A 23305-nucleotide genomic window follows, 5' to 3' on the forward strand; every position below is an offset into this window, starting at 1 on the left:
GGGATGGAATAACAAACATCCCACTCCCTAAAAAGTTACAATACAGTCGGTTCAATTTTAATTTCCACATTTCCTCGAATAGAATTTGAAATCATACAGTTATTATCTGCAATTTTTAATAAAGAGTCGAGGCGTTTTTCTAGTTGTGCTTTTTCAGTACTATTTACAGAAATTTGTGGTTGATGTGTAATACGTTCCATTTTAAACTTTCCATTTTCTAAAGAAGCAGTCCCTATAGATTGTTGGTTGATAGAAATAGATGTGAAGCGTGCACGTTCTAAAGCCGCAGCTAAAGAAATAATATAGCATGAAGAAGCAGCAGCCACGAGCATTTCATCAGGATTAGTTCCAATTCCTTGACCGCCTAAAGAGGCTGGAATTGAAATTTCTTCATTAATAACATCTCCAGTTACACGGCCAACTTCGTCGCGTCCGCCACTCCATTGCGTGGCAACAATAAAATCATGATTCGGCATTTTTCTTTGACCTCCCAAATAACTATGATAAATTGATTTTAAAGTATATTCTATGAAAAGGATGAGCAAGCATGCAAAAAATTAAACCTGATGAAGAACTGAAAATAATCGCACATCGCGGTTTTAATATAGATTATCCTGAAAATACACTCTTAGCTTATAAAGCCGCGTTAAATGCATCCGTAGACATGTTAGAGATAGATGTGCATTTAACCAAAGACCAAGAATTAGTGGTCATCCATGACGATAAAATTGATCGCACTTCTAATGGATCAGGCTATGTAAAAGATTATACCTTAGATGAATTGAAAAGCTACGATTTCGGTTCATGGAAGGATAGTACATTCGAAGGTACTCATATCATGACTTTCGGTGAAGTGGTCAAACTGATTCAAGCGTATGACATTACTTTGCTGATTGAAATTAAAAAGCCAAGTCAATATCCTAATATCGAGGAAATATTATTAAGAGAATTAAAGGAATACCGCTTGTATCCAGAGCGTGTGATTATACAGTCATTTGATGAAAAGAGCATGCAAAAAATTGCGGAAATCACACAAGAGTACGAACTAGGATTACTTTTAAGTAAAAAGAAATACTTAATGCGCATGCCGAATTTCAATAAAATAGCCAAATACTGTCAATATGTGAATCCTAATTACCAGCTTGTAAATCGTAAATTTGTAGAGAGGGCATATCTGCATGGGTTGCAAGTGTTGCCATATACTGTGAATGATATTGATGAAATCCGAAAACTCATAGACTTAGGGGTCGACGGAATTATTACCGATGGACCGAATTATTATTTTGATTTAGACTGAGTAGATCAACTATTGTATAATTAAATTATCAAAATAAATGGAGGAAGAGCGAGAGACATCAAGTACTAATCCTAGATTTCTTTCCTCAATACATCGATATGGATATCAATATTAAATTTAAAGACAAGAAAGAATTAGCTAGTTGGATCATTGTAATCGTAGGAGTAGCGATTTATCAAATCGTGAAAAGAAAAAAGAAATAATAAATACAAAGTGAAAAAGACCGCTTCCTTACAGAATAAGGAGAGCGGTCTTTTAGATTGGTTATTATTTACCTGAGTAGTACTCAACGATAAGTTGTTCGTTGATTTCAGCTGGTAATTCGCTGCGTTCAGGAATGCGAACGAAAGTACCTGATAATTTTTCTTCGTCAAAGTCTAAGTATTCAGGAACGTAGTTGTTAATTTCAACTGATTCTTGAATAATGTCTAGTTTTTGAGATTTTTCTCTAACTGACACAACTTGGCCTGGTTTTAAAGTATAAGAAGGGATGTTTACACGTCCGCCATCTACTTCGATGTGACCATGACTTACTAATTGACGTGCTTGACGACGAGTACGTGCTAAACCTAAAGCATATACTACTGCGTCTAAACGTCTAGCTAATAAGCGCATGAAGTTTTCACCATGAACACCAGATTGTTTACCAGCTTCGATGAAAGTATTGTGGAATTGTCTTTCAGTAATTCCATACAAGTAACGTAATTTTTGTTTTTCACGTAATTGAATTCCATATTCTGATAATTTTTTTCTTTGGTTTGGACCATGTTGTCCTGGTGCGTAAGGACGTTTTTCTAATTCTTTACCAGTACCGCTTAAAGAGATACCTAAACGACGAGATTTTTTCCAGTTTGAACCTCTGAATCGAGCCATAATAAGACTCCTCCTTTTGTTTTTTAGTTGTTATGAAAAAACAAAAAAGAGTGTTGTATGCTTATTAAGATATGTTGTTTTATGTGTCCTCGCCTCATAGCTACGGTTACACGGCACGTCCGCATTGGGAACAACATAGCGCCTAATAATATACAACTGCTACTTTCGTTAATTCACACAAAGAGTATTGTACCCATTTAAGATAACAAAGTCAATACATTTATTGAAAATAGTAGTAACAAGTGAGTTATTTCACTGTTTTAGCAATTTGTTTTTCTAAAACTGCCATAATTGCTTCTAATCCTTCTTGATCTTCTTTAGAGAAGCGATTTTTAATAGGGGCATCAATATCTAAGAGTCCTATTACTTTGCCATCGCGATGCATTGGAATTACGAGTTCAGATTGACTACGTGCATCACAAGCAATATGACCAGGGAAAGCATGCACATCATCGATACGCTGTGTAATATCTTTTTCAGCTGAAGTTCCGCAAACGCCTTTGCCAAGTTGAATTGGAGTGCAAGCTGGACGTCCTTGAAAAGGACCTAAGATAAGTTGATTATCTTCTATTAAATAAAATCCTAACCAGTTGATTTCTGGAATATTATCATTTAATAAAGCTGATGTATTGCTTAATAAGGTAATTAAATATTTTTCTTCCGCATTCAAACCTTCTAGTTGCTGCTGAAGCGAATGATAATTAGTAGTAATTTGCGGCATGCAAAAGACCTCTTTTCTATCTGAGATTTTCCATATTATAATATGATTTCTTGAAGTGTTTCAATTCAAATCGCTTGTTTCGCTGAAATGTTAGCAGATTGTTATAAGAAAGTTAAGATTTTTATTTTAATGACACCCGAAATTACGCTATAATGAGAAGTGATTAAATAGGAGGAGAAAACAATGGCACTGTATATCATTTTAGCAATTATCATCATAGCTTTGATAGTTGTCGGTATCATGTTCTATCTCCGTTCTTCAAAACGTCAAGTGGTTGAGCAAACGGAAGAGCGCAAGATAGAGGTTGAAAAACTAACTTTAGATGATCGTTTGAAAGAATTGGACGATTTGAATCTTAAAGGGGAAACGCAACAAGAACACGACCGCTTAAAGCGCGAATCATTAAATAACTTTAATGAAAATTTAAGCCCGGTTGAGGAAAAAATTCATAATGCTGAAGAAAACTTTGATAAGTTTAAATTTTCAGTGGCCCAAACTGAACTTGACGATGCGAATGCATTAATGGATCGCTATGAGTTGCAACATAGTAAACTTTCTGAAGAAGTTGACAATATTCTTGCCTTACATAAAGATAGTGATCGACTTTATGAGGAGAGCAAGAATAACTACCGCGAAATGAAACGCGATGTCCTTGCAAACCGTCATCAATTTGGTGAAGCAGCTGCTCCATTAGAGAAAGAAATCGAATCTTTTGAGCCTGAATTAATAAAATATACAGAGCTTAAAGAGCATGGGGACTATCGCCAAGCCCACGAACATATCGCAACATTAAATGAAGACATGAATTATCTGAAGAAAGATATGGAAGAAATCCCTGACTTAATTCGAGAAGCGCAAAAAGAATTGCCTGGTCAGTTCCAAGATTTAAAATATGGCTGCCGTGATTTAAAAGTTGAAGGGTACGACTTGGACCATGTGAAAATCGACAGCACGCTGCAAACGCTGAAAACTGAGTTGAGTTTCGTAGAACCGATGATTAGTCGATTAGAGTTAGAAGAAGCAAATAACAAATTGATTAATATTAATGAACAGCTTGATGAAATGTACGATTTAATCGAACATGAAGTCAAAGCTAAGAACCAAGTGGATGAAACGAAAGAAGTCATCACAAGTGATTTATTCAAAGCGAAAGAAATGAATTATACGCTACAAACTGAAATTGAATATGTGCGTGAAAATTATTATATTAATGAAACAGATATTCAAAATGTACGTCAATTTGAGAACGAAATTCAAAACTTAATTGCTGTATATGATGATATCTTGAAAGAAATGGCTAAATCAACTGTACGTTACAGTGAAGTCCAAGATAATTTAGCTTATATTGAAGAACACGTTCAAGTTATTAATGAAAAACAAGAAAAACTTCAAAATCATTTAATACAGTTACGTGAAGATGAAGCTGAGGCTGAAGATAATATTTTACGTGTCCAATCTAAGAAAGAAGAGATTTATCGTCGATTACTTGCTTCAAACTTAACAAGCGTGCCTGAACGTTTCATTATTATGAAGAATGAAATCGACCATGAAGTGCGAGAAATTAACAGTCAATTCAGTGAACGTCCTATCAATGTTAAACATTTGAAAGATAAAGTGACGAAAGTAGTACTTCATATGAATAATTTCGAAAATGAAGCGACAGATGTCCTTGTTAATGCTGTGCTTGCTGAAAAATTAATTCAGTACGGCAACCGTTACCGTAAAGATGACAGCAGTATTGATAAGAGTCTGAATGAAGCGGAACGATTATTCAAGAACAACCGTTACAAACGAGCAATTGAAATTGCTGAACAAGCTCTAGATTCAGTAGATCCTGGTATCTCACAACGAATTGAAGATGAAGTCATTTCTCAAAATCAATAGCAGTTTAATATGAATCCCTGGAGGCAATGCCAAGCTTCCAGGGATTTTTGCGTATTGAGAAATTATCGAGATATGGTAAAATATAAAAATTGGAAGTGAACCGGAGTAGAAAGAGAATTAATATTAGTGGAAGTGACTTATAAGTGATTTATTTAGATAATGCAGCAACAACTAAACCTGCACAAGACGTATTAGATACGTTTGTGAAAGTCAATCAAGATTTATATTTTAATCCCAATAGTCCTCACCAAGCGGGATTGCAAGCAGAACAATTATTACAACAAGCGAAAGTACAAATCGATCGTATACTAGGACTAGAGAATCGCTACGATATTATCTTTACGAGCGGCGCGACTGAATCTAACAATATGGCGTTGAAAGGAGCAGCTTATAATAGAAAGCCTTTCGCGGATGAAATTATTGTTTCCGTTATCGAACACCCTTCTGTATTAGAAGTTATGCGCCATTTAGAAGAAGAAGGCTTCAAATTGAAATACGTCAATGTCACTACAGAAGGAAAAATCGATTTAGAACATTTGAAATCTTTAATGTCTAGTAATGTCGGATTGGTTACGTGTATGCAAGTCAATAATATAACAGGACAAGAACAACCGATTGCCGAAATCGCTCAATTACTGAAAGATTATCCTAAAGCGCATTTTCATGTAGATGCAGTTCAAGCTATTGGTAAAGTTCCATTAACATTTAATCGAGTAGACAGTATGAGTTTCAGCGGTCACAAATTTAATGGATTAAAAGGCCAAGGTTTATTGTTAGCACGCAATATTCATAATTTGGAACCCGTCATTCATGGTGGAGGGCAAGAATATGGATTAAGAAGCGGAACAGTAAATCTGCCTATTGATATTGCTATCGTAAAAGCTTTAAAACAAGCAGTACAGCAACGTGATGCGCTCAATTCACGCTTACGTCAATATAATAACGATTTACGTGCTTTTCTGCAGACTTTCAGAGGCGTAAAAATCAATTCACCTGTAAATAGTGCCCCTCATATTCTGAATGTGGGATTTGACGGTGTAAAAGGTGAGGTACTTGTGAATGCATTCTCCAAACAAAATGTAATGCTTTCTACTACAAGTGCTTGCTCATCTAAACGGGGTCATTTAAATGAAGTCTTGCTCTCAATGGGAGTGCCAGAATCACAAATTGAAGGCAGTATTCGTATTTCTATGGGTGCTTTGACCAGTGAAGCGGATATCGAAGGATTCAAAGCTGCTTTTGAAAAAGTTTATGAAGAAATGAAGGAGTTGTTAAAATCATGATGTACGACCATATATTAGTACGATACGGCGAGTTGACGCTTAAAGGAGCGAATCGAAAAATGTTCGTGAATAAATTACGCTCGAATGTGAAACAAGCGTTAGTGCCGTTGCAAGGTTATACAGTTAAAGCAAATAGAGACAGAATGTATATTGAAGTTACACCTGAAGCGGATATCGAAGAAATGATGCGCCGAATCAGTAAAGTATTCGGGGTCAAATCTATCAGTCCTGTGATGAAAATAGAGAAAGATTTAGAAGTGGCTAAAGCACAAGCGAGTGATTTTGCAGAAGCTTATGGAGAAGGTGAGTCATTTAAAATTGATGTCAAACGTTCAGATAAACAATTCCCATATGATACGTATCAATTACAACGTATTTTAGGAGGAGCAGTTTTAGAGCATAATCCACAAGTCCATGTAAATGTACGTCAGCCAGATCATATTATCAAAACCGAAGTTCGCTTAGATGCGATTTATATTTATGATCGTGTAATTGAAGGTGCAGGCGGTTTACCAGTCGGAACAGGCGGTAAAACATTATTGATGCTTTCTGGCGGAATTGACTCACCAGTTGCAGGAATGGAGATTATGCGTCGCGGCGTTACAATTGAAGCCATTCATTTTCATAGTCCGCCTTTTACAAGTGAAAAAGCCAAAGAAAAGGTCATTGAATTAACGCGTATTCTAGCTGAACACGTCGGTCCGATTAAATTGCACATTGTACCGTTTACAGAAGTGCAAAAACAAATCAACAAAGTAGTTCACGAACGTTATACTATGACTTCTACTCGACGTATGATGATGCGAATTGCAGATAAAGTGGTACACCAAATCGGAGCAGATGCAATTGTCAATGGGGAAAATTTAGGACAAGTAGCTAGTCAAACATTGAAGAGCATGTATGCAATCAATCATGTGACGACGACACCTGTTTTACGTCCGCTGCTCACCCTCGACAAAGAAGATATTGTTATTAAAGCGAAAGAATATGGAACATTTGAAACTTCCATTCAACCATTTGAAGATTGCTGTACAATATTTACACCTAAGAATCCCGTTACAGAACCTGATTTCGAAAAAGTAGAGAAATATGAAGGGGTCTTCGATTTCAGTGAAATGATTCAACGTGCAGTAGATAATGTAGAAACAATTGAAATTAATAAAAATTATCAAAGTCAAAAGGATAAAGATACTGAAACATTAATGCAAGATTTATTCTAAGCTAATGAACTAACATCATTCAGACAAAGGGGATAGTTCAACATGGAATGGGACCTAACATTAATTATCATTATTATAGTATTTGGATTCCTCGCTGCTTTCATAGATTCGGTTGTAGGCGGCGGGGGATTAATTTCAACACCCGCTTTATTAGCCATTGGGCTACCGCCAGCGGTTGCTCTTGGCACGAATAAATTAGCAAGTTCATTTGGTTCTTTAACCAGTGCAGTAAAATTTATTCGTTCTGGGAAAGTAGATTTAAAGATTGTCGGGAAGTTATTTCCCTTTATTTTCATAGCTGCAGCAGGCGGTGCAAGTTTGGCCTCGTTTTTACCTGCATCTGTTTTAAAACCGCTAGTGATTGTGATTTTAACTGTGGTAATGATTTATACATTGATGCGTAAAGACTGGGGAAGTATCAGAACATATCAAAAACTCTCGCCAGGCAAAGCCTTTATATTTACAATCATATTGTTGTGCATCGGCTTTTATGATGGTTTTTTAGGCGGCGGTACAGGATCATTCTTCTTATTTACATTATTAATTGTCGGTTTTGACTTTTTAAGCGCAGCAGGCAATGCGAAAGTTTTAAATTTTGCATCTAATGTTGGAGCACTGATGCTCTTCATGATTCTAGGTAAAGTGGATTATGGTATAGGATTATTGATGGCAGTGAGTATGATAGTCGGTTCATATGCTGGTGCACAATTCGCTCTGCGTCAAGGTGTAGGATATGTCAAAGCGCTTTTTGTAATCGTCACAAGTGCGTTGATTCTGAAAAATATTTATGATTATGTTCAACAGTGGTTGTCATGAACTATTGAAGATGGGAAGCGGAACCTTATTCAGTTCCGTCCCATCTTTTTTTTATGCCGGAATTTCCGGAATGCATTTTTTAAGAGGGAAAAGCCTCTTTCTAAAGTTTTCTTTTTCAAGAAAAATCTGAATTGAGAAACCATAATCGTTGGTTTTCTAAGATTGATATCGTTATAATGAGGGTATGAGAAATAAATAACAATATCTTAGGAGGTCGTTTATTTTATGGTACAAATTACATTCGGCGGTGATCCCGTTACATTATCAGGCAACCCGGTAGAAGAAGGTCAAACAGCACCAGACTTCACAGTTGTGAACAACGATTTAGAAGAAGTGACACTTAAAGATTATGATGGCAAGAAGAAATTAATTAGTGCAGTGCCTTCAATTGATACAGGTGTATGTGACAAACAAACACGTAAATTCAACGAAGAGGCTTCTTCTGAAGAAGGCGGCGTTGTGTTGACTATTTCTGAAGACTTGCCTTTCGCACAAAAAAGATGGTGTGCAGCAAGCGGCTTAGATAATGTTATTTTATTAAGTGATTATCAAAAACATTCATTTGGTAAAAACTTCGGTGTTTTGATGGAAGGTTTAGAATTATTAGCACGTTCAGTATTCGTCTTAGACAAAGATAACAAAGTTGTTTATTCTGAAATCGTGAGCGAAGGTACTGACTTCCCTGATTTCGATTCAGCTTTAAAAGCTTATAAAGAATTAGACTAAAATATAAGTGATTTCTTATAAATAAATATTAAATCAGACTGCTCATAATTAGTGCTAGTAGTACTTATTGATTATGAGCAGTCTTTTTAGGAAGGGTTATAATATGGCTGAAGAAAAAACAATCATGGAACGGTTGTTTCATGAACTAGATGATAAAACAAAGGCTTTGAATGAGGAGAACGGACAGAGTTTTATTGAGAATTTGGGTTTAGCAATGGAGGATATTTATCAAAATAATCGCGAGTTGTTAGAACAGGCGACACTTGCTGATAGACGTAAAGCATTCCAGTTTGCTTATTTAAGTTTGATGCAAGAGCAAGAAATTCAAGCGAATCATCAAATTACACCTGATTCTATAGGATTGATTTTGGGTTATTTAGTTGAACGCTTCACTGAAGGTAAGAAAGAACTGAATATTGTAGACTTAACGAGCGGAAGCGGCCATTTGAGTGCTACAGTGCATGAAGTGTTGAAAGACCAGACATTGATGCATCACTTGGTTGAAGTTGATCCTGTACTCTCACGTGTAAGTGTCCATCTCGCTAATTTCTTAGAAATACCTTTCGATGTTTATCCTCAAGATGCCATTATGCCTTTGCCGTTTGAAGAGGCGGACGTGGTAATCGGTGACCTTCCTGTAGGGTATTATCCTGTAGATGATCGTAGTCATGAAATGAAACTTGGATTTGAAGAAGGACACAGTTATGCGCATTATCTTTTAATTGAGCAGGCTGTGGAAGCGTTGAGAGGAAGCGGTTATGCCTTCTTAGTAGTACCAAGTAATATTTTTGAAGGTAATGAAGTGAAACAGCTTGAAAAATTCATTGCTACAGATACTGAAATGCAAGCATTTCTTAACTTACCGAAAACACTTTTCAAAAGTGAAAACTCTCGTAAATCTATTTTAATTCTGCAGAAAAAAGAACAAGGCGAAACGCACTCTGTAGAGGTGTTGTTAGCGAATATTCCAGATTTCAAAGCACCACAACAATTCCAAAAATTTATGGGTGAATTGAATGAATGGCTGCAACAAAATCATCACAAATTTTAACTGTAACAATCTTGTATTTGCACTGTATTAATGGTTAAATAGATATGGTAAAAGAAAATGGAAAAATTGGAGGCATACTCTTATGTCAAATTTAGTTTTAGCGATTAACGCAGGCAGCTCATCATTGAAATTTCAACTTATCGAAATGCCTGAAGAAAAATTAGTCAGTAAAGGCTTAATTGAAAGAATCGGTCTTAAAGGCTCAAAGATAACTGTTGAATACGATGGACGTAAATTCACTGATGAAAAGGAAATTAATGACCACGTACAAGCTGTTAATGTCATGTTAGATAACTTAATTGATTTAGGTATTATTCGTGACATCAATGATATCGATGGAACAGGCCACCGTGTGGTACATGGCGGCGAACTTTTCCCTGAATCAGCATTAGTAACAAATGATGTGGAAAAACAAATTGAATCTTTAACAGAACTTGCACCTTTGCACAACCCGGCCAACTTAATGGGTATCCGTGCATTCCGTAAGTTATTGCCAGGCATTCCGCATGTGGCAGTATTCGATACATCATTCCATCAAACTATGCCTGAACAAGCTTATTTATACAGCTTACCGTTCCACTATTATAAAGACTATGGTATTCGTAAATACGGTTTCCATGGCACAAGTCATAAATATGTATCACAACGTGCAGCTGAAATTCTCGGTAAACCAATTGAAGAATTACGTATTATCTCATGTCATATCGGTAATGGTGCTTCAATCGCTGCAATCGACGGCGGCGAATCGGTAGATACTTCAATGGGCTTCACACCTTTAGCAGGTGTAACAATGGGTACACGTTCAGGTGATATTGACCCAGCCTTAATTCCGTACATTATGGAAAAAACAGGTAAAAGCGCTGAAGCCGTATTAGATATCTTGAATAAAGAATCAGGTCTACTTGGTATTTCTGGTACTTCAAGTGACTTGCGTGATTTAGAACAAGATGCGGAAGAAGGTAAAACACGTGCACAACTTGCTTTAGATGTGTTTGCATCTCGTATTCATAAATATATCGGCTCTTATGCAGCAAAAATGCATGGTGTGGATGTCGTTATCTTTACTGCAGGAGTAGGAGAAAACTCCGATGAAGTCCGTGCCCGTGTATTAGAAGGATTAGAATTCATGGGTGTGTATTGGGATCCTAAGAAAAATTCTCAGTTACATGGCACAGAAGGATTTATCAATTATCCTCACTCACCAGTAAAAGTCATGGTAATACCAACAAATGAAGAAGTTATGATAGCAAGAGACGCTGTTAAATTCGGCAGTCTATAATTTAAAATGAACAATCCGTTTGATAGAGGTTGGAACTTTAATTGGTCCCAATGGCTATCAGATGGATTGTTTTTTTAGTTAGAACTGAGAGTAGGGGAGAATTGGAAAGAGTTTGAATTAAGTATAATGTCTATGCACATAGCTATTTTCCGAACATGAAAAAAGGATTGAAACTTTAATAAGTCTCAATCCCTCATTATCACTTAAGTGATAGATAGTTTTATTTAGCTTGATATTGTTTACGTAATTCTTCAGTCGCAACTTGCGGTTGGAAATCTTCAGGCATTTCTTCAGTACGTACTACCAAAACATCACAAGGTGAGTGACGTACAATTGCTTCAGAAACTGAACCTACGATAAATCTTTCAACTGCGTTTAAACCAGATGTACCGCAAATTACTAAGTCTGCATCGACTTCTTTAGCAATTTTCTTAGGAATAATTGCTTTAGGAGAACCAAACTCTAATAATGTTTCTACATCTTTCACGCCTTCTTCATGAGCAAATTCTTTGTACCCTTTAAGTAATTCTTCAGAGAATTGTTTAGATTTCTCAGTGAATTGTACATCATATACCTCATAAGAAGTATAAGTTCTTGAATCAATAACATTTGTAATAATGAGTTTAGCATCATTACGTTTTGCAACTTCCACCGCTTTATTGAATGCCCATTCAGCTTCTTGCGATCCATCAACAGCGATTAAAATATGTTTGTAAGTTAACATCGTAAATGACCTCCTTCTTCTATTCAATTTTATTTTAGCACAGTTTACAGAATATTAGAAATGATTATATTAAGTTAAATATTTACAATTTATTGAAGGTTGCAATATTCTTATAATTCGTAATAATTTAAACTTATCAATAATTATAGCCATAATGATTGCGCTTCCATCGCTTTCGCGTTACGATAATGCATGGGAGGTGTACGGAATGAAAATAGGTATTCCAAAAGAGATAAAAAATAATGAAAACAGAGTAGGTTTATCACCAAGTGGTGTGCATGCATTAGTAGAGAAAGGGCATACGGTGCTTGTCGAACACACTGCTGGAGAAGGTTCATTCTTTACGGATGAAGATTATAAAGCTGTAGGTGCTGATATTGTAAACAGCGCTGGAGAAGCTTGGGATGTAGAAATGGTTATCAAGGTTAAGGAACCAATCAAAGAAGAATATCAATACTTCAGAGAAGACTTAATCTTATTCACTTATTTACACTTGGCAAACGATAAAGAATTGACAGAAGCATTAGCTGAAAATAAAGTTGTAGCAATTGCTTATGAAACAGTTCAATTGCCAGATAACTCTTTACCATTATTAACACCAATGAGTGAAGTTGCAGGAAGAATGGCTGCGCAAATCGGTGCGCAATTCTTGCAAAAATTCTATGGCGGTAAAGGTATCTTACTTTCTGGTATTCCTGGCGTTCCTAAAGGTAATGTAACAATTATCGGTGGTGGCCAAGCAGGTACAAACGCTGCTAAAATCGCTTTAGGTTTAGGTGCAAACGTAACCATCTTAGACGTTAACCCTAAACGTTTACAAGAGCTTGAAGATTTATTTGATGGACGTGTTAACACTATTATGTCTAACCCATTAAATATTGAAGAAGCTGTAGTAAACAGTGACTTTGTAATTGGTGCAGTATTAATTCCTGGTGCAAAAGCTCCAAAATTAGTTACTGAAGACATGGTTAAACAAATGAAAGACGGTTCTGTTATGGTTGATATCGCTATTGACCAAGGCGGAATCTTCGAAACATCTGACCATGTGACAACTCATGATGATCCAACTTACATCAAACATGGTGTTGTGCATTATGCAGTTGCAAACATGCCTGGTGCGGTTCCACGTACTTCAACAGTTGGTTTAAACAATGCAACATTACCTTATGCATTGCAAATTGCAAACAAAGGTTATTTAAATGCATTACGTGATAACCAACCATTATCATTAGGATTAAATGTTTACGACGGCAAAGTAACTAACGAAGGCGTCGCTAAAGCACTTGATCTTCCGTATACACCAGTAGATAAAGCATTAGTTTAATTTAATAATTAAAATTAATGGGATGTCATTGAGGCGATAATTTATTGTCTCAGCAAACATCATATAATAAGCTCCAACCATTCTGTTTAGGGTTTTTCAGAATGCGTTGGGGCTTTTTTGTTTGAAAAGAGGGGTGGGAGAGTTGCTGGAAATTTTTGGTATCGCGCGAATATGTTAGAAAGAGTATTTTCTAGACACAAGATTTAGAGAAGTGTCCAGAAAAGGGTGTAATCTAGACACAAGTTTTAAAGAAGTGTCTAGAAAAGGGGTAAATCTAGACACAAGATTCAGAGAAGTGTCCAGAAAAGGGTGTAATCTAGACACAAGTTTCAGAGAAGTGTCTAGAAAAGCATATAATCTGGACACTTCTCTCGCTATATAAAAAAGGAGTTGAGACCATATCATCATCCTGTCTCAACTCCCGTATACTTTACCGACTGCAGCTATCTGAATGGAAAATTTGCTAAATACAAATTTTTGCCAAAGCGCAAGGAAAAAATAATATTAACAAATTTAATTGCCCTTGCGCTCTCCTCTTATAAATCTTTATTTTTCATAGTGTGTCAAAACTTCATGACCGTCTTCAGTAACTAAAATGTCATCTTCGATACGAACGCCCACTTGTTCTGGTACATAGATACCTGGTTCAACAGTAACGACCATACCAGAAACAAATTTATTTGTGTTATGACCTGCAACGTCTTGATATTCATGTTCTTCTAATCCTAGACCATGCCCTAAGCGATGTAAGAAATATTCGCCATAACCTGCTTCTTCAATAATACCGCGCGCTTTTCTATCAACATCGCCGATGACAACGCCAGGTTTAATCATATTGATAGCTTCTTTTTCCGCTTTAAGAACAATGTCATAAACTTCTTTAGCTTTTTGATCGGGTGTTCCGAAAGCAACTGTACGTGTCATATCACTACAATATTGTTCGTAGACAACACCTAAATCAAACAATACATATTCATTGTTTTTAAGCGTACGTTCGCCTGGGATACCATGAGGTGATGCAGCGTGGTCACCAAATAACACCATAGTATCGAAGCTCATTTGATCTACGCCGTATTTAGTTTGGATTTCATATTCAATATGACGGACAACTTGTTTTTCAGTGACGCCTTCTTTTAAGAAATCTACTCCGATTTCAATACATTTGTCAGCAAGTTCAGCTGCTTTTTTAATTTTGTCAATTTCTTCCGGAGTTTTTACATTTCTAAGTGCTTTAATTGCGCCATCAATATCGCCGAATGTTTCTACACCGAAACCATCGATTAATTCTTTTTGACGTTTTAATGTTAAATGTTCATTTTCAACAAGTAGTTTGTCGAAATGATAATCGACTAATTTGAATGGATCTTCACCGTCAGCATTGCCGACTACTTTGCCTTTAAATGGAGAAGCTTTAACTTCTTCTACTTCTAATTTTGGTACGAATAGAACTTGTTCACCTTCAGCAGTAATTAATAAAGCTAATAAGCGTTCATGCGGTTCGCTTAAATATCCTGAAAAATAAAATACATTTAATGGTGTGGTAATCCAAGCGGCATCCGCATCTTGATTACGAATTTCTTTTACAATTTCCTCAATCTTCACAATCCATCAACCTCCATTTTCATAATTAATTATAGTTTAGTCCACATTTCAATATAATTCAAAAGGTGCGGGATTGTTTTTAAGGAAAAGAGGGAAGATGTTATACTATAAATAACAAAATGAACATAGGGGGATTAAAGAATGAAACTATCATTTCATGGACAATCAACAATTTATTTTGAAGCAAATGGTAAGAAAGTTATTGTAGATCCATTTATTACAGGTAATGAGTTATCTGATTTAAACCCAGAAGATGTGGAAGTTGATTATATTGTACTTACACATGGTCATGGAGATCACTTCGGAGATACAGTTGACATTGCGAAGAAAAATAATGCGACTGTAGTAGGGCTCGCTGAAGTTGCCGATTATTTATCTACATCACAAGGTGTGAAAAATGTACATCCAATGAATATCGGCGGTAAATGGGAATTTGAATTCGGCTCAGTAAAATATGTACAAGCCTTTCATAGTTCTAGTTTAACAAATGAAGATGGTATTCCTGTTTATCTAGGTGCGTCAACAGGACTTATTTTAGAAATTGATGGCAAAACGATTTATCATTGCGGAGATACTGGATTGTTCAGTGATATGAAATTAATTGCTGACCGTCACCCAGTCGATGTATGCTTCGTACCAATCGGTGACAATTTCACGATGGGAATTGATGATGCAAGCTATGCTATTAATGAATTTATTCAGCCTAAAATTACGGTTCCAATTCATTACAATACGTTCCCTTATATTGAACAAGACCCTGAAGAATTTAAAAAGCTCGTCAATAAAGGTGAAGTTCAAATTTTAGAACCGGGTGAAGAAGTTAAATTTGATTAAATTTCTAAATTCATCAAAAAAGCTTGTACAGCAAAATTCTGTACAAGCTTTTTTACTATTTAACAATTAATACAGGAATGGAAGCACGCTTAGCTACCTTATGGCTGACACTGCCTAATACAAATTTCTTTTTCTCTTGCGCTTTGCGGTTGCTGACCACTAAAATGTCATAGTCGCCGCTATTTGCAAATTTCACAAGTTCATCTTTAGGGTTGCCGCGAACAATAATTTCGTCATAATCAATGCCGTATTCATCTAAGATATCACGAGTTGGTTGTAAGTCTTTGCTGCGTTCGGCAGTTAATTCGTTTAAGTGAGTACCGCCTTTGATAGATGCTTGAGCATCTTGTTCTGAAATTGCATTTAAAATTGTAACTATTGTGCCTTCACCAGATAATTTTTGGACATTTTTTAGTGCTTTTTTATTTTCCAAATCCGTATCAACACCGAGTAAAATGTTTTTATACATCTCAACCCCTCCTTACTTCTTATTCTAATAAAGATGTAACAATTTTTCCAATTAAATTTATCTTCTAATAATTAATAACCTATTTTTAGGTAAATTAAATTCTTATATTAGAGAACGTAGTAACTAAATGTTAAAATCACGTGTGATATTGTTTCGATTTTTAGAGTAAAGCAAGTTATAATAAAGAATAAGAGTAAGCAGAGAATGAGGGAAGTTAGATGACAAAACATGAACAAATTCTTGCGCATATTGAATCTTTAGCAGTAGGTAAGAAAATCTCTGTACGAAAAATAGCTAAAGATTTAGAGGTCTCTGAAGGCACAGCATATCGCGCTATTAAAGATGCTGAGCAATTAGGACTAGTCGCAACAATCGATAGAGTAGGAACAGTTAGAATTGAAAAGAAAAGTCGCGAACAAATTGAACATCTGACATTCGGTGAAATTGTGAAAATCATAGATGGACAAGTATTAGCCGGTAGAGACGGTTTGCATAATACGTTAACTAAGTTTGCGATTGCAGCCATGAAATTAGAAAATGTGGTCAAATATTTAACAAAACACACTTTATTGATAGTAGGAAATCGAACAGATGTACAATTAGAGGCTTTAAAACATGGTAGTGCAGTGCTTATCACAGGTGGCTTTAATACCACACCTGAAATAAAAAAATATGCAGATGAGCATAATTTACCGATTCTATCTTCGAACTATGATTCTTATTTAGTGGCAAATATGATTAACAGAGCAATGTATAATCAAATTATACGTAAAGAAATTTTGATTGTTGAAGATATCGTTAAACCAGTAACAGAAGAAACGGTTGCAAAAGAAGATATGCTGGTATCAGATTTGAAACAGCAATCTCAAAAAACTGGTCATTCCAGATTTCCAGTTGTAGACAAAGATTGGAAATTAGTCGGTATCGTTACCAGCAAAGATATTATTGCAAAAGATTCAGATGAAAGTATACACAAGGTTATGACTAAACCAGTTTTAAATGTACAGAACTCTACTACAGTAGCAAGTTGTGCACATATGATGATTTGGGAAGGTATTGAATTGCTTCCAGTCACTACTATTAATAAAAAATTATTAGGTGTCGTTTCCCGAGAAGATGTTTTAAGAGCTATGCAATTGATTGGACGACAACCGCAAGTAGGCGAAACGATCAATGATCAAGTCGCTAAATATATTTCGATCAATAAAGATAGTATTACTGTCGACGTCGCACCTCAATTAACAAGTCAATATGGCACTTTAAGTAAAGGAGCCTTCGTAGCGATTATCGAAGAAACGATTCGTTATAAAATGCGTCAATTAAAAAAACAAGAAGTTATGATTGAAAGTTTAAGTATTATGTATTTGAAAACAGTTTCTATTGAAACAGAATTAGAAATACACTACAACATGTTAGATATAGGCAGACACTTTGCTAAAATAGAAGTCAGCATGATGAATGGGCAAACGCCTGTAGCTAAAGCATTAACAATCTGTCAAATGCTTGAAAGTTAGAAAAGGAGATTGAAAGAAAAATGAATAACTTTAATGAAATAATGGATAAGATTTCTCAATACGACACAATTATTATTCATAGACATGTTCGTCCGGATCCGGATGCATACGGTTCACAATTAGGCTTGAAATCTTATCTGCAATCTAAATTTCCAGATAAAAATATTTTTGCAGTAGGAGAAAGCGAACCTTCACTAGATTTTATGGGCACGTTCGATGCAGTGGAAGATGATGACTATAAAGAAGCGTTAGTTATTGTCTGTGATACAGCCAACGCTCCTAGAATTGACGATCAACGCTTTGATAAAGGCCAAGCGTTAGTAAAAATTGATCATCATCCTCCTGTAGATCAATACGGAGAACTGAATTATGTAAATACTGAGGCTTCTTCTACCAGCGAAATTATCTTTGATATGATTACACATTTTAATGACACATCCATAATTAATGAAAACACTGCACGCTTATTGTATTTAGGAATTGTAGGAGATACAGGACGTTTCTTCTTTAATAATACGACGCCGCACACTATGCAAGTTGCAGCCCAATTATTGAAATATCCATTCGATCACAGTGCAGAATTAAACAAAATGGCTGAGAAAGATCCTAAATTGGCGCCTTTCCAAGGTTATGTTTTACAAAACTTTGATCTCAATGAGAATGGGTTTGCCAAAGTACAAATTACTAAAGATGTCTTAGAACAATTCGGTTTAGTGCCAAATGAAGCTTCCCAATTTGTGAATACGATTTCTGATTTGCGTGGCTTGAAAATATGGGTGTTTGCCGTAGATGAAGGTACGGAGATTCGTTGCAGATTACGTTCAAAAGGTATTGTTATTAATGATATTGCTCAACAATTCGGAGGAGGCGGCCATCCGAACGCTTCAGGAGTCTCTGTAGACAATTGGCAAGAGTTTGATAAACTTGCTGCAGAATTGAATCAAAGAGCGCTAGACAATCAATAAAAAAGGGGGACTGTTTGCAGTGAAAGCACATCTGAATATTCATACCGCTTATGACTTGCTGAATTCAAGTTTAAAAGTTTCGGATATTATCCAAAAGGCTGCGCAAGAAGGATACGAAGCTTTAGCCATTACAGATACAAACGTACTGCATGCTGTTCCTCAATTTTATGATGAAAGTATTAAAGCAGGAATTAAGCCGATTTTCGGAATGACAATTTATTTAAGTGATGGTTTGACGGAAGTAGAAACAGTTTTGCTAGCTAAAAATGAAACAGGTTTAAAATCACTGTATCAATTATCATCCGCTATCAAAGTGCAGGAAAAGCAAGCCACACCGTTAGAATGGTTGAAACGTTATCAAGAGGATTTAGCACTTATTTTTAAAAATGTCACTTCTGAACAATTGAATCTGGTGCAAAATTTCGTTGAGCATCAAGATATCTATGTAGACCACCAAAGTAGCGGAGCGGCTGAGAGACTTGATTTAAACAGAGTTTACATGCAAGAATCCAGATATTTGAATCCGGACGACGCAGATACTGTAAGTGCTTTGAAAGCGATTAAAGATAATCAAACGATAGACTTAGTTCATCCTGGCAATGATGAACACGCCCATTTTTACTCCCAAAGCGAAGTACAAGATTTAGGGCTTTCTGCAGATATTATAGAAAATACTGAATCGCTGGCAGACATGTGTACTGCTGAAATCAGCTATCACCAACCGCTTCTCCCTCAATATTCAACACCAGACAATGTTTCTTCTAAAACATATTTATGGGGTCTGTTGGAACAATCTTTGCAAGAAATGGATTTAGATCAACCTGTTTACCGTGAACGGTTAGAATATGAATTTGATATTATTACTAAGATGGGGTATGAAGATTACTTTCTAATCGTAAGTGACTTAATACATTACGCTAAAACACATAATGTAATGGTCGGTCCAGGACGGGGTTCGTCTGCAGGTTCATTAGTGAGTTACTTGCTGAATATAACAACAATTGATCCATTGCGCTACAATCTGCTTTTTGAGCGTTTTTTAAATCCAGAACGTGTCACAATGCCAGATATTGATATTGATTTTGAAGATACGCGTCGAGAAAAGGTCATTCAATATGTTCAAGAAAAATATGGTGAATATCACGTTTCAGGTATTGTAACTTTCGGTCATTTGCTCGCAAAGGCTGTAGCTAGAGATGTTGGCAGAATTATGGGCTTCGAAGAAAAAACTTTAAGTGAAATTTCTAAATTAATTCCATCAAAATTAGGTATTACTTTAAACGAAGCTTATCAAAATGAAGACTTTAAAGCGTTTGTACACCGTAACCATCGCCATGAAAAATGGTTTGAATTAAGTAAAAAATTAGAAGGTTTACCGCGACATACTTCGACTCATGCTGCGGGTATCATTATTAATGATCGACCTTTGTATGAGCATGTTCCTTTACTGATGGGAGATACTGGTCTGCTGACGCAATGGACTATGACTGAAGATGAAAAGTTAGGCTTGTTGAAAATTGACTTTTTAGGATTAAGAAACCTATCTATCATTCATCAAATTATTGACCAAGTTAAAAAAGATTTAAATGTGTCTATTGATATTGAAGCAATTCCTTTTGACGATACTCAGGTGTTTGAAATGCTCTCTCGCGGCGACACTACGGGATTGTTCCAATTAGAATCAGATGGTGTAAGACAGGCTTTGAAAAGATTGCAACCGCAGCATTTTGAAGATATTGTAGCGATGACTTCACTTTATAGACCTGGCCCAATGGAAGAAATACCGACTTATATTGCGCGTCGTCATGATCCTTCGAAAGTGCAGTATCTGCATCCTGATTTAGAACCTATTCTGAAAAACACTTATGGTGTCATTATTTATCAAGAACAGATTATGCAGATTGCCAGTAAGTTTGCTGGATTCAGTTATGGCGAAGCGGACATTTTGAGACGTGCTATGAGTAAGAAAAACAGAGCAGTCTTAGAAAGTGAAAGACAACATTTTGTTGAAGGTGCTAATCAAAATGGATATTCAGAACAACTGAGTAAGCAGATCTTTGATTTAATATTGAAATTTGCCGATTATGGTTTTCCAAGAGCGCATGCTGTAAGTTATTCTAAGGTAGCTTATATTATGGCTTATTTAAAGGTGCATTATCCTAATTATTTCTATGCAAATATCCTTACGAACTCTATCGGCAACGAGAAAAAGACTGAGTTAATGATAGCAGAAGCTAAGGCTATGGACTTAAAAATATTACCGCCGGATATTAATGAAAGCCACTGGTATTATAAAGCAACATCAGAAGGAATATACTTATCTTTGGGTGCCATAAAGGGTGTGGGTTTTCAAAGCGTGAAGGCCATTGTAGATGAGCGATATGCACATGGAAAATATAAAGACTTCTTTGACTTAACTAGAAGATTGCCAAATAGAGTGAAGACACGTAAGCTGCTTGAAGCACTCATACTAGTAGGTGCGTTTGACCACTTCAAAGAAAATCGTGCAACGCTTTTATCAACCTTAGACCAAGTATTAGACGGTGCAAGCAATGTTGAACAAGATGAATTGTTATTTGAATTTGTAACGCCTAAAGAAAGTTATGAAGAAAAAGAAGAATTGCCAGATCAGGTGCTCAGCGATTTTGAAAAAGAACATCTTGGATTTTATATTTCCAAGCATCCGGTAGAGAAAATGTTTAAGAACAAGCAATTATTAGGGATTTATAAGCTTTCTAATGCTCAAAATAATCAACCGATTTTAGTGCAAATTGATAAAATTAATAGAATTCGTACTAAGAATGGTCAACCAATGGCATTCGTAACTTTAAATGATGGTACTAATACATTAGATGGTGTCATTTTCCCGAATGTATTTAAACAAATTGAAGATATATTAGAAGAAAGCAAAACGTTTATTGTGAGTGGTAAATTTGAAAAGCGCCAGAACCAAATGCAGTTGATTATTAATCATCTTGATACGTTAGATCATTATGAAAAACAAAAATTTCAACATGCTAAAATGCTGGTTTTGCGTAATGTCGCTGAGGAAGAATTGAACTTAGATACGGATGACGACGGAAATAAAAATTCTATCCCGGTTAATCTTTATCACACAAAAAATAACCAAATGGAGAAAATAGGCTATATCGAGAGAGATATCCAAGCACTTGAGGATTTTATGGCCGCTATTCCTCCTGAAAATATTAGAATTATTTAACGACGGGCTTAGACATTAATTGTCTTGAGCCCATTTTTTATAAAATATTAACGATGGTATATCAAGCAATTAGAAAGCATTGCTTGAAAGAGGAGACGATGTGTTATAATCGTCTATATTTTGAAATTAATTCAAAAAAATGTATGATATAAAGGTATAAACACAGTTTTTATATTGAATCATATAATATTCTTGAGACTAAAATAGATGGTTTCATTCAAATCACATAAATATTGAAAAAGGAGCGATTGACTTGTCATTAAGAGATGAAGCACTTGAAATGCACAAAAAGCATCAAGGGAAACTAGAAGTTACCCCGAAAGTAAAAGTTACGAATAAAGAAGAATTAAGTTTAGCTTATTCTCCTGGTGTTGCAGAACCCTGTAAAGAAATTTATGAAGATCCGCGTAAAGTCTATGATTACACAGCTAAAGGCAACACAGTAGCAGTAGTAACAGATGGCACTGCAGTACTAGGTCTTGGTAATATCGGAGCAGAGGCAAGTATTCCTGTTATGGAAGGTAAATCAGTCTTGTTTAAAAGCTTTGCGGGTATTAATGGCGTGCCGATTGCCTTAGATACTACTGACACAGAAGAAATTATTAAAACGGTCAAATATCTCCAACCTAATTATGGTGGCATCAATTTAGAAGATATTTCAGCACCACGTTGTTTTGAAATTGAAAATCGCTTGAAAAAAGAAACGAAAATTCCGGTCTTTCATGATGATCAACATGGTACAGCTATCGTAACTATGGCAGGTTTAATCAATGCATTAAGAGTTACAGATAAATCTCTTTCAGATATTAAAGTAGTCCTAAACGGTGCAGGAGCAGCAGGTATCGCTATAGTTAAACTCTTATACTCTTATGGCGTGAGAAATATGATTATGTGCGACTCTAAGGGTGCTATCTATGAAGGACGTTCTTATGGCATGAATCCAACTAAAGATTTTGTGGCTGAATGGACGAATAAAGATAAACAAGAGGGCAAACTTTCTGATGTCATTCAGGGAGCAGATGTGTTTATCGGTGTATCTGTAGCAAACGCGCTTTCCAAAGATATGGTAAAATCAATGAATGAAGACAGTATTATTTTTGCAATGGCGAATCCGAATCCTGAAATTTTGCCGGATGATGCTAAGGAAGCAGGGGCTAAAGTAGTGGGTACAGGACGTTCTGATTATCCTAACCAAATTAATAACGTTTTAGCATTTCCAGGTATTTTCAGAGGGGCATTAGATGTGGAAGCAACGCATATCAATGAAAAAATGAAACAAGCAGCGGTTTCAGCAATTGCAGATTTAATTCAGCCTGATGAGTTATCACCAGATTATTGTATTCCAGCACCATTTGACAGACGTGTTGCACCATCAGTTGCACGCAATGTAGCACGTGCAGCAATGGAGTCTGGAGTGTCAAGGGTTGAAGTTGATCCAGATGAAATATACAATAAAACGATGAGATTAACTGATATTTAATTAGAAATTTATTTTTCAAAGAG

Annotated in this window: 20 protein-coding genes; 14 read left to right on the forward strand and 6 right to left on the reverse strand. The window is 35.8% G+C overall.

Annotated features, from left to right (window positions below):
* Positions 1-35: 35 nt before the first annotated feature.
* Positions 36-476: an SACOL1771 family peroxiredoxin gene (locus tag CKV71_RS05990; protein WP_095104763.1), complete on the reverse strand. Its 441-nt coding sequence runs from the start codon at positions 474-476 to the stop codon at positions 36-38.
* A 71-nt stretch (positions 477-547) separates the two neighbouring features.
* On the opposite strand from CKV71_RS05990, the gene CKV71_RS05995 reads away from it, so the two are divergent.
* Positions 548-1297 carry a glycerophosphodiester phosphodiesterase gene (locus tag CKV71_RS05995; RefSeq protein ID WP_095104765.1) on the forward strand — a complete coding sequence of 250 codons (750 nt, stop codon included), beginning with the start codon at positions 548-550 and terminating at the stop codon, positions 1295-1297.
* A gap of 267 nt (positions 1298-1564) precedes the next feature.
* On the opposite strand, the gene rpsD is transcribed toward CKV71_RS05995, so the two are convergent.
* Together rpsD and CKV71_RS06010 are read right to left on the reverse strand one after the other, a co-directional pair.
* Complete coding sequence (gene rpsD / locus CKV71_RS06000) at positions 1565-2170, reverse strand: 30S ribosomal protein S4 (protein WP_095104767.1); 606 nt, start codon at positions 2168-2170, stop codon at positions 1565-1567.
* A 247-nt stretch (positions 2171-2417) separates the two neighbouring features.
* Entirely contained in the window at positions 2418-2891 is a 474-nt protein-coding gene (locus CKV71_RS06010) for a GAF domain-containing protein (RefSeq protein ID WP_095104769.1), read from the reverse strand.
* 183 nt (positions 2892-3074) lie between these two features.
* On the opposite strand from CKV71_RS06010, the gene ezrA reads away from it, so the two are divergent.
* The 7 genes from ezrA to CKV71_RS06045 all read left to right on the forward strand — a co-directional run bounded on the left by ezrA (position 3075) and on the right by CKV71_RS06045 (position 11150).
* Positions 3075-4775 (forward strand): septation ring formation regulator EzrA, encoded by a 1701-nt coding sequence (gene ezrA, locus CKV71_RS06015; protein WP_095104771.1) that lies wholly within the window; start codon positions 3075-3077, stop codon positions 4773-4775.
* Positions 4776-4918: 143 nt separating this feature from the next.
* On the forward strand, positions 4919-6058 hold the full coding sequence (locus CKV71_RS06020; RefSeq protein WP_095104773.1) for a cysteine desulfurase family protein: 1140 nt from the start codon (positions 4919-4921) through the stop codon (positions 6056-6058).
* Positions 6055-7278, forward strand: a complete 1224-nt coding sequence (thiI, locus tag CKV71_RS06025; RefSeq protein ID WP_095104775.1) for a tRNA uracil 4-sulfurtransferase ThiI — start codon at positions 6055-6057, stop codon at positions 7276-7278. The genes CKV71_RS06020 and thiI overlap by 4 nt, the downstream gene beginning before the upstream one ends.
* Before the next feature lie 42 nt (positions 7279-7320).
* On the forward strand, positions 7321-8094 hold the full coding sequence (locus CKV71_RS06030) for a TSUP family transporter (RefSeq protein ID WP_095104776.1): 774 nt from the start codon (positions 7321-7323) through the stop codon (positions 8092-8094).
* Positions 8095-8319: 225 nt separating this feature from the next.
* Entirely contained in the window at positions 8320-8820 is a 501-nt protein-coding gene (gene tpx / locus CKV71_RS06035; protein WP_095104777.1) for a thiol peroxidase, read from the forward strand.
* A gap of 103 nt (positions 8821-8923) precedes the next feature.
* Complete coding sequence (locus CKV71_RS06040; protein ID WP_095104779.1) at positions 8924-9871, forward strand: class I SAM-dependent methyltransferase; 948 nt, start codon at positions 8924-8926, stop codon at positions 9869-9871.
* Between the two features lie 82 nt (positions 9872-9953).
* Entirely contained in the window at positions 9954-11150 is a 1197-nt protein-coding gene (locus tag CKV71_RS06045) for an acetate kinase (protein ID WP_095104780.1), read from the forward strand.
* A 220-nt stretch (positions 11151-11370) separates the two neighbouring features.
* Here the strand turns inward: CKV71_RS06045 and CKV71_RS06050 are convergent, their stop codons facing one another.
* Positions 11371-11874, reverse strand: a complete 504-nt coding sequence (locus tag CKV71_RS06050; RefSeq protein WP_095104782.1) for a universal stress protein — start codon at positions 11872-11874, stop codon at positions 11371-11373.
* A gap of 208 nt (positions 11875-12082) precedes the next feature.
* On the opposite strand from CKV71_RS06050, the gene ald reads away from it, so the two are divergent.
* Entirely contained in the window at positions 12083-13198 is a 1116-nt protein-coding gene (gene ald, locus CKV71_RS06055; RefSeq protein WP_095104783.1) for an alanine dehydrogenase, read from the forward strand.
* Between the two features lie 546 nt (positions 13199-13744).
* Here ald and CKV71_RS06060 read toward each other — a convergent pair.
* Positions 13745-14800 (reverse strand): M24 family metallopeptidase, encoded by a 1056-nt coding sequence (locus CKV71_RS06060; protein ID WP_095104785.1) that lies wholly within the window; start codon positions 14798-14800, stop codon positions 13745-13747.
* 141 nt (positions 14801-14941) lie between these two features.
* On the opposite strand from CKV71_RS06060, the gene CKV71_RS06065 reads away from it, so the two are divergent.
* Entirely contained in the window at positions 14942-15634 is a 693-nt protein-coding gene (locus CKV71_RS06065; protein ID WP_095104786.1) for a metal-dependent hydrolase, read from the forward strand.
* A gap of 55 nt (positions 15635-15689) precedes the next feature.
* Here the strand turns inward: CKV71_RS06065 and CKV71_RS06070 are convergent, their stop codons facing one another.
* The gene (locus tag CKV71_RS06070) at positions 15690-16103 is read right to left on the reverse strand and encodes a universal stress protein (protein WP_095104788.1); all 414 of its coding nucleotides are present in this window, start codon (positions 16101-16103) and stop codon (positions 15690-15692) included.
* Positions 16104-16321: 218 nt separating this feature from the next.
* On the opposite strand from CKV71_RS06070, the gene CKV71_RS06075 reads away from it, so the two are divergent.
* The 4 genes from CKV71_RS06075 to CKV71_RS06090 all read left to right on the forward strand — a co-directional run bounded on the left by CKV71_RS06075 (position 16322) and on the right by CKV71_RS06090 (position 23282).
* Complete coding sequence (locus tag CKV71_RS06075) at positions 16322-17617, forward strand: DRTGG domain-containing protein (RefSeq protein WP_095104789.1); 1296 nt, start codon at positions 16322-16324, stop codon at positions 17615-17617.
* 20 nt (positions 17618-17637) lie between these two features.
* Complete coding sequence (locus CKV71_RS06080; protein WP_095104791.1) at positions 17638-18582, forward strand: DHH family phosphoesterase; 945 nt, start codon at positions 17638-17640, stop codon at positions 18580-18582.
* 19 nt (positions 18583-18601) lie between these two features.
* Positions 18602-21802 (forward strand): DNA polymerase III subunit alpha, encoded by a 3201-nt coding sequence (locus CKV71_RS06085; protein WP_095104793.1) that lies wholly within the window; start codon positions 18602-18604, stop codon positions 21800-21802.
* Positions 21803-22055: 253 nt separating this feature from the next.
* Positions 22056-23282, forward strand: a complete 1227-nt coding sequence (locus tag CKV71_RS06090; RefSeq protein WP_095104795.1) for an NADP-dependent malic enzyme — start codon at positions 22056-22058, stop codon at positions 23280-23282.
* The last annotated feature ends 23 nt before the right edge of the window (positions 23283-23305 follow it).

Origin of the sequence: Staphylococcus piscifermentans (assembly GCF_900186985.1) — a bacterium.
In the GTDB taxonomy this organism is placed as follows: Bacteria; Bacillota; Bacilli; order Staphylococcales; family Staphylococcaceae; genus Staphylococcus; species Staphylococcus piscifermentans.

Excerpts from the sequence above, each read along its gene's own strand:
- CKV71_RS05990 (WP_095104763.1), bottom strand. The coding sequence starts at position 476 with ATGCCGAATCATGATTTTATTGTTGCCACGCAATGGAGTGGCGGACGC.
- CKV71_RS05995 (WP_095104765.1), top strand. The coding sequence starts at position 548 with ATGCAAAAAATTAAACCTGATGAAGAACTGAAAATAATCGCACATCGC.
- rpsD (WP_095104767.1), bottom strand. The coding sequence starts at position 2,170 with ATGGCTCGATTCAGAGGTTCAAACTGGAAAAAATCTCGTCGTTTAGGT.
- CKV71_RS06010 (WP_095104769.1), bottom strand. The coding sequence starts at position 2,891 with ATGCCGCAAATTACTACTAATTATCATTCGCTTCAGCAGCAACTAGAA.
- ezrA (WP_095104771.1), top strand. The coding sequence starts at position 3,075 with ATGGCACTGTATATCATTTTAGCAATTATCATCATAGCTTTGATAGTT.
- thiI (WP_095104775.1), top strand. The coding sequence starts at position 6,055 with ATGATGTACGACCATATATTAGTACGATACGGCGAGTTGACGCTTAAA.
- CKV71_RS06030 (WP_095104776.1), top strand. The coding sequence starts at position 7,321 with ATGGAATGGGACCTAACATTAATTATCATTATTATAGTATTTGGATTC.
- tpx (WP_095104777.1), top strand. The coding sequence starts at position 8,320 with ATGGTACAAATTACATTCGGCGGTGATCCCGTTACATTATCAGGCAAC.
- CKV71_RS06040 (WP_095104779.1), top strand. The coding sequence starts at position 8,924 with ATGGCTGAAGAAAAAACAATCATGGAACGGTTGTTTCATGAACTAGAT.
- CKV71_RS06045 (WP_095104780.1), top strand. The coding sequence starts at position 9,954 with ATGTCAAATTTAGTTTTAGCGATTAACGCAGGCAGCTCATCATTGAAA.
- CKV71_RS06050 (WP_095104782.1), bottom strand. The coding sequence starts at position 11,874 with ATGTTAACTTACAAACATATTTTAATCGCTGTTGATGGATCGCAAGAA.
- ald (WP_095104783.1), top strand. The coding sequence starts at position 12,083 with ATGAAAATAGGTATTCCAAAAGAGATAAAAAATAATGAAAACAGAGTA.
- CKV71_RS06065 (WP_095104786.1), top strand. The coding sequence starts at position 14,942 with ATGAAACTATCATTTCATGGACAATCAACAATTTATTTTGAAGCAAAT.
- CKV71_RS06070 (WP_095104788.1), bottom strand. The coding sequence starts at position 16,103 with ATGTATAAAAACATTTTACTCGGTGTTGATACGGATTTGGAAAATAAA.
- CKV71_RS06075 (WP_095104789.1), top strand. The coding sequence starts at position 16,322 with ATGACAAAACATGAACAAATTCTTGCGCATATTGAATCTTTAGCAGTA.
- CKV71_RS06080 (WP_095104791.1), top strand. The coding sequence starts at position 17,638 with ATGAATAACTTTAATGAAATAATGGATAAGATTTCTCAATACGACACA.